General features: G+C 55.8%; 3 rRNA genes. All 3 read right to left on the reverse strand.

The features are described 5' to 3' along the window. Positions 1-46: 46 nt before the first annotated feature. Positions 47-164, reverse strand: a 5S ribosomal RNA gene (rrf, locus tag AZH51_RS05455). Between the two features lie 178 nt (positions 165-342). Next, positions 343-3476, reverse strand: a 23S ribosomal RNA gene (locus tag AZH51_RS05460). Between the two features lie 486 nt (positions 3477-3962). Further along, positions 3963-5493 (reverse strand): 16S ribosomal RNA (locus tag AZH51_RS05465). Together the 16S, 23S and 5S rRNA genes form the textbook arrangement of a ribosomal RNA operon. Positions 5494-5639: the final 146 nt, after the last annotated feature.

Below are 5639 nucleotides of genomic sequence, written 5' to 3' on the forward strand. Positions count from 1 at the left end.
AAATGCTTTCAGGGCCACCGTGTGGTGGCCCTGAAAGGGAAGGGTTGTTCGGCGGTGTCCTACTCTCCCACACTCTCACGGGTGCAGTACCATCGGCGCTGAAGGGCTTAGCTTCCGGGTTCGGGATGTTTCCGGGCGTTTCCCGCTTCGCTATGACCGCCGTAACCTGGTGAAACATGGTTACGCTCCACTTGTTTTTCCCTGTCCCGGTGTGTTGTGGCCGGGGGTTGGGTTGTGGGGTGTTGTTTCAGATTCGCATAGTGGACGCAAGCAGTTCGCTTTAAGAAGTGTTTTCTGTGTGTTTTGGTTTGTTGCCGCACTGCACACCTGGGTGGGTGTGGTGTGGTCAAGTTGTTGGCTTATTAGTACCGGTCAGCTCCACACATTGCTGTGCTTCCACGTCCGGCCTATCAACCCAGTCGTCTAGCTGGGAGCCTTCACACCGTGTTGGTGATGGAAACCTGATCTTGGAGCGTGCTTCCCGCTTAGATGCTTTCAGCGGTTATCACTTCCGAACGTAGCTAATCAGCGGTGCCCCTGGCGGGACAACTGACACACCAGAGGTTCGTCCATCCCGGTCCTCTCGTACTAGGGACAGGTCTCCTCAAGTTTCCTACGCGCGCAGCGGATAGGGACCGAACTGTCTCACGACGTTCTAAACCCAGCTCGCGTACCGCTTTAATGGGCGAACAGCCCAACCCTTGGGACCTACTCCAGCCCCAGGATGCGACGAGCCGACATCGAGGTGCCAAACCATGCCGTCGATATGAGCTCTTGGGCAAGATCAGCCTGTTATCCCCGGGGTACCTTTTATCCGTTGAGCGACGGCGCTTCCACAAGCCACCGTCGGGTCACTAGTCCCCACTTTCGTGTCTGCTCGACATGTCTGTCTCACAGTCAAGCTCCCTTGTGCACTTACACTCAACACCTGATTGCCAACCAGGCTGAGGGAACCTTTGGGCGCCTCCGTTACTCTTTGGGAGGCAACCGCCCCAGTTAAACTACCCACCAGGCACTGTCCCTGAACCAGATCATGGTCCGAGGTGAGGAGCCCAGAACGACCAGAGTGGTATTTCAACGTTGACTCCACCACCACTAGCGTGGCGGCTTCATAGTCTCCCACCTATCCTACACAAGCCGTACCGAACACCAATACCAAGCTATAGTAAAGGTCCCGGGGTCTTTCCGTCCTGCTGCGCGTAACGAGCATCTTTACTCGTAGTGCAATTTCGCCGAGTTCGCGGTTGAGACAGTGGAGAAGTCGTTACGCCATTCGTGCAGGTCGGAACTTACCCGACAAGGAATTTCGCTACCTTAGGATGGTTATAGTTACCACCGCCGTTTACTGGCGCTTAAGTTCTCAGCTTCACACTTACGTGTTAACCGGTCCCCTTAACGTTCCAGCACCGGGCAGGCGTCAGTCCGTATACATCGAATTACTTCTTCGCACGGACCTGTGTTTTTAGTAAACAGTCGCTTCTCCCTGGTCTCTGCGGCCCTCCCCCCTAGCAGGCAAGCTGCTTCAGGGTTGGGGCCCCCCTTCTCCCGAAGTTACGGGGGCATTTTGCCGAATTCCTTAACCACGATTCACTCGATCGCCTTAGTATTCTCTACCTAACCACCTGAGTCGGTTTAGGGTACGGGCGGCTCGGACCTCGCTAGAAGTTTTTCTAGGCAGCATAGGATCACCCTACTTCCCACATTCGTGGTCACTATCAAGCCTCACCCTTGGATGATCGGCGGATTTGCCTACCGATCGGGCTGCGCTCTTAGACGTGGACAACCATCGCCACGCGGAGGCTACCTTCCTGCGTCACTCCCTTGCTTACCTACTACGAGATCGGGTCCCACGCTCCCCAACCACACCATCACCCGAAGGTGACGGAACGTGACTGGTTCGGGTGGTTAGCATCCCTCGCCTCGATATGGGCGGTCCTTCGCCGGTTCCGGAATATCAACCGGATGTCCATCGACTACGCCTGTCGGCCTCGCCTTAGGTCCCGACTTACCCAGGGCAGATGAGCTTGACCCTGGAACCCTTGGTTATTCGGCGGACGGGTTTCTCACCCGTCATTCGCTACTCATGCCTGCATTCTCACTCGTGTCACCTCCACCCCTGGTTCACACCGGGACTTCACTGGTGACACGACGCTCCCCTACCCAACCACACCCCTGAACAACCAGAACAAGTCTGGTCACTAGGGAAGTGTGTGATTGCCACAGCTTCGGTGGTGTGCTTGAGCCCCGCTACATTGTCGGCGCGGAATCACTTGACCAGTGAGCTATTACGCACTCTTTAAAGGGTGGCTGCTTCTAAGCCAACCTCCTGGTTGTCACAGCAACTCCACATCCTTTCCCACTTAGCACACGCTTAGGGACCTTAGCTGGTGATCTGGGCTGTTTCCCTCTCGACGACGAAGCTTATCCCCCGCCGTCTCACTGCCACGCTCTCACTTACCGGCATTCGGAGTTTGGCTGACGTCAGTAACCTGGTGAGGCCCATCAGCCATCCAGTAGCTCTACCTCCGGCAAGAAACACGTGACGCTGCACCTAAATGCATTTCGGGGAGAACCAGCTATCACGGAGTTTGATTGGCCTTTCACCCCTACCCACAGCTCATCCCCTCCATTTTCAACTGAAGTGGGTTCGGTCCTCCACACCGTCTTACCGGCGCTTCAACCTGGCCATGGGTAGATCACTCCGCTTCGGGTCTAGACCCAGCGACTCAAACGCCCTCTTCGGACTCGCTTTCGCTACGGCTTCCCCACACGGGTTAACCTCGCCACTGAGCACTAACTCGCAGGCTCATTCTTCAAAAGGCACGCCATCACCCAACCCCCAACGGGGCAGGCCCTGACGGATTGTAAGCACACGGTTTCAGGTACTATTTCACTCCCCTCCCGGGGTACTTTTCACCTTTCCCTCACGGTACTAGTCCGCTATCGGTCACCAGGGAATATTTAGGCTTAGCAGGTGGTCCTGCCAGATTCACACGAGATTCCTCGAGCCCCGTGCTACTTGGGAAAAACGTTCAGGCAGTCACACATGTTTCGTCTACGGGACCACCACCCTCTACGGTGCACCATTCAAGATGCTTCGACTACACGCGCGATTTATCACTACCCACCACAGTGTCAGCTGCAGTACAACGCATCCCACAACCCCCACGCCGCAACCCCTGACAGGTATCACACAACGCAGGTTTAGCCTGATCCGCTTTCGCTCGCCACTACTCACGGAATCACTATTGTTTTCTCTTCCTGCGGGTACTGAGATGTTTCACTTCCCCGCGTTCCCTCCACACACCCTATACATTCAGGTGCAGGTGACTGGACATAACTCCAGCCGGGTTTCCCCATTCGGCAACCCTCGGATCAGCCCGTTTATCGACTCCCCGAGGCTTATCGCAGATTACTACGGCCTTCATCGGTTCCTGGTGCCAAGGCATCCACCGTGCGCCCTTAAAAACTTGACCACCACCCACACACACGTGCAGGCAGCAACCAAAATTCACAAAGACACTATAAAAACAAGATGCTCGCGTCCACTATGCAATTCTCAAACAACACACACACCACACCACCAACCCCAGAAACCAGCCCAGGACCAGCAGCATGCGTGCCACACCAGAAAAAACACCGAACACCCCACACCCCCCAACAACGGAAGGCCCAGAACGCCCTGACGTGTTTCTTCAGGACCCAACAGTGTGCCGAAACCCCCACACCACACCCACCAACACCACCAACCCTCCACGCCCAGTCCCTCACAGGACCTGGCAGTACTAGTTGGTCGAGCCGGCACTCGTGGTCACGAGGCACCATGATTGATGTTCCACCCTTGAGCAACACCCACCACACAACCCACCACCCACAAACGGGCACCGGTGTTGGTGATGCAAGTGTCTTCTCTACACCCGGTGAACCCCTGCACGAAGACAGGGCGGGTGAGTGCTCCTTAGAAAGGAGGTGATCCAGCCGCACCTTCCGGTACGGCTACCTTGTTACGACTTAGTCCCAATCGCCAATCCCACCTTCGACCACTCCCCCCGGAAAAACCGGTTAGGCCGTGGGCTTCGGGTGTTACCAACTTTCGTGACTTGACGGGCGGTGTGTACAAGGCCCGGGAACGTATTCACCGCAGCACTGCTGATCTGCGATTACTAGCGACTCCGACTTCATGGGGTCGAGTTGCAGACCCCAATCCGAACTGAGACTCGTTTTAAGGGATTCGCTCCACCTCACAGTATCGCAACCCTCTGTACGAGCCATTGTAGCATGCGTGAAGCCCAAGACATAAGGGGCATGATGATTTGACGTCATCCCCACCTTCCTCCGAGTTGACCCCGGCAGTCTCCCATGAGTCCCCACCATTACGTGCTGGCAACATGGAACGAGGGTTGCGCTCGTTGCGGGACTTAACCCAACATCTCACGACACGAGCTGACGACAACCATGCACCACCTGTACACCAGCCAAAAAGGCTCACACATCTCTGCATGATTCCGGTGTATGTCAAGCCTTGGTAAGGTTCTTCGCGTTGCATCGAATTAATCCGCATGCTCCGCCGCTTGTGCGGGCCCCCGTCAATTCCTTTGAGTTTTAGCCTTGCGGCCGTACTCCCCAGGCGGGGCGCTTAATGCGTTAGCTACGGCACGGAACCCGTGGAATGGATCCCACACCTAGCGCCCAACGTTTACGGCATGGACTACCAGGGTATCTAATCCTGTTTGCTCCCCATGCTTTCGCTTCTCAGCGTCAGTAGTGGCCCAGAGACCTGCCTTCGCCATCGGTGTTCCTCCTGATATCTGCGCATTTCACCGCTACACCAGGAATTCCAGTCTCCCCTACCACACTCTAGCCTGCCCGTACCCACTGCAGACCCGGAGTTAAGCCCCGGGCTTTCACAGCAGACGCGACAAACCGCCTACAAGCTCTTTACGCCCAATAATTCCGGACAACGCTCGCACCCTACGTATTACCGCGGCTGCTGGCACGTAGTTAGCCGGTGCTTCTTCTCCACCTACCGTCACCCCGAAGGGCTTCGTCAATGGCGAAAGGAGTTTACAACCCGAAGGCCGTCATCCCCCACGCGGCGTCGCTGCATCAGGCTTTCGCCCATTGTGCAATATTCCCCACTGCTGCCTCCCGTAGGAGTCTGGGCCGTGTCTCAGTCCCAGTGTGGCCGGTCGCCCTCTCAGGCCGGCTATCCGTCAAAGCCTTGGTAAGCCATTACCCCACCAACAAGCTGATAGTCCGCGAGCCCATCCTCCACCACAAAAGCTTTCCACCACACACCATGCGATGCGCAGTCATACCCGGTATTAGACCCCGTTTCCAAGGCTTATCCCAAAGTGAAGGGCAGGTTACTCACGTGTTACTCACCCGTTCGCCACTCATCCACACCAGCAAGCTGGTGCTTCAGCGTTCGACTTGCATGTGTTAAGCACGCCGCCAGCGTTCGTCCTGAGCCAGGATCAAACTCTCCGCAAAAAAACAGAAAATCCAAAAACTGGCAATCAAACTCGACAAGAGCACCCAACGTCAAAAACGTCAGGCAACAATTATTCGCTGACAACCAATCAAAAAACAATTGGCATCAATCACTCGACACACTATTGAGTTCTCAAGAAACACGC

The sequence above is a fragment of the Branchiibius sp. NY16-3462-2 genome (assembly GCF_001594145.1).
Classification (GTDB): domain Bacteria; phylum Actinomycetota; class Actinomycetes; order Actinomycetales; family Dermatophilaceae; genus Branchiibius.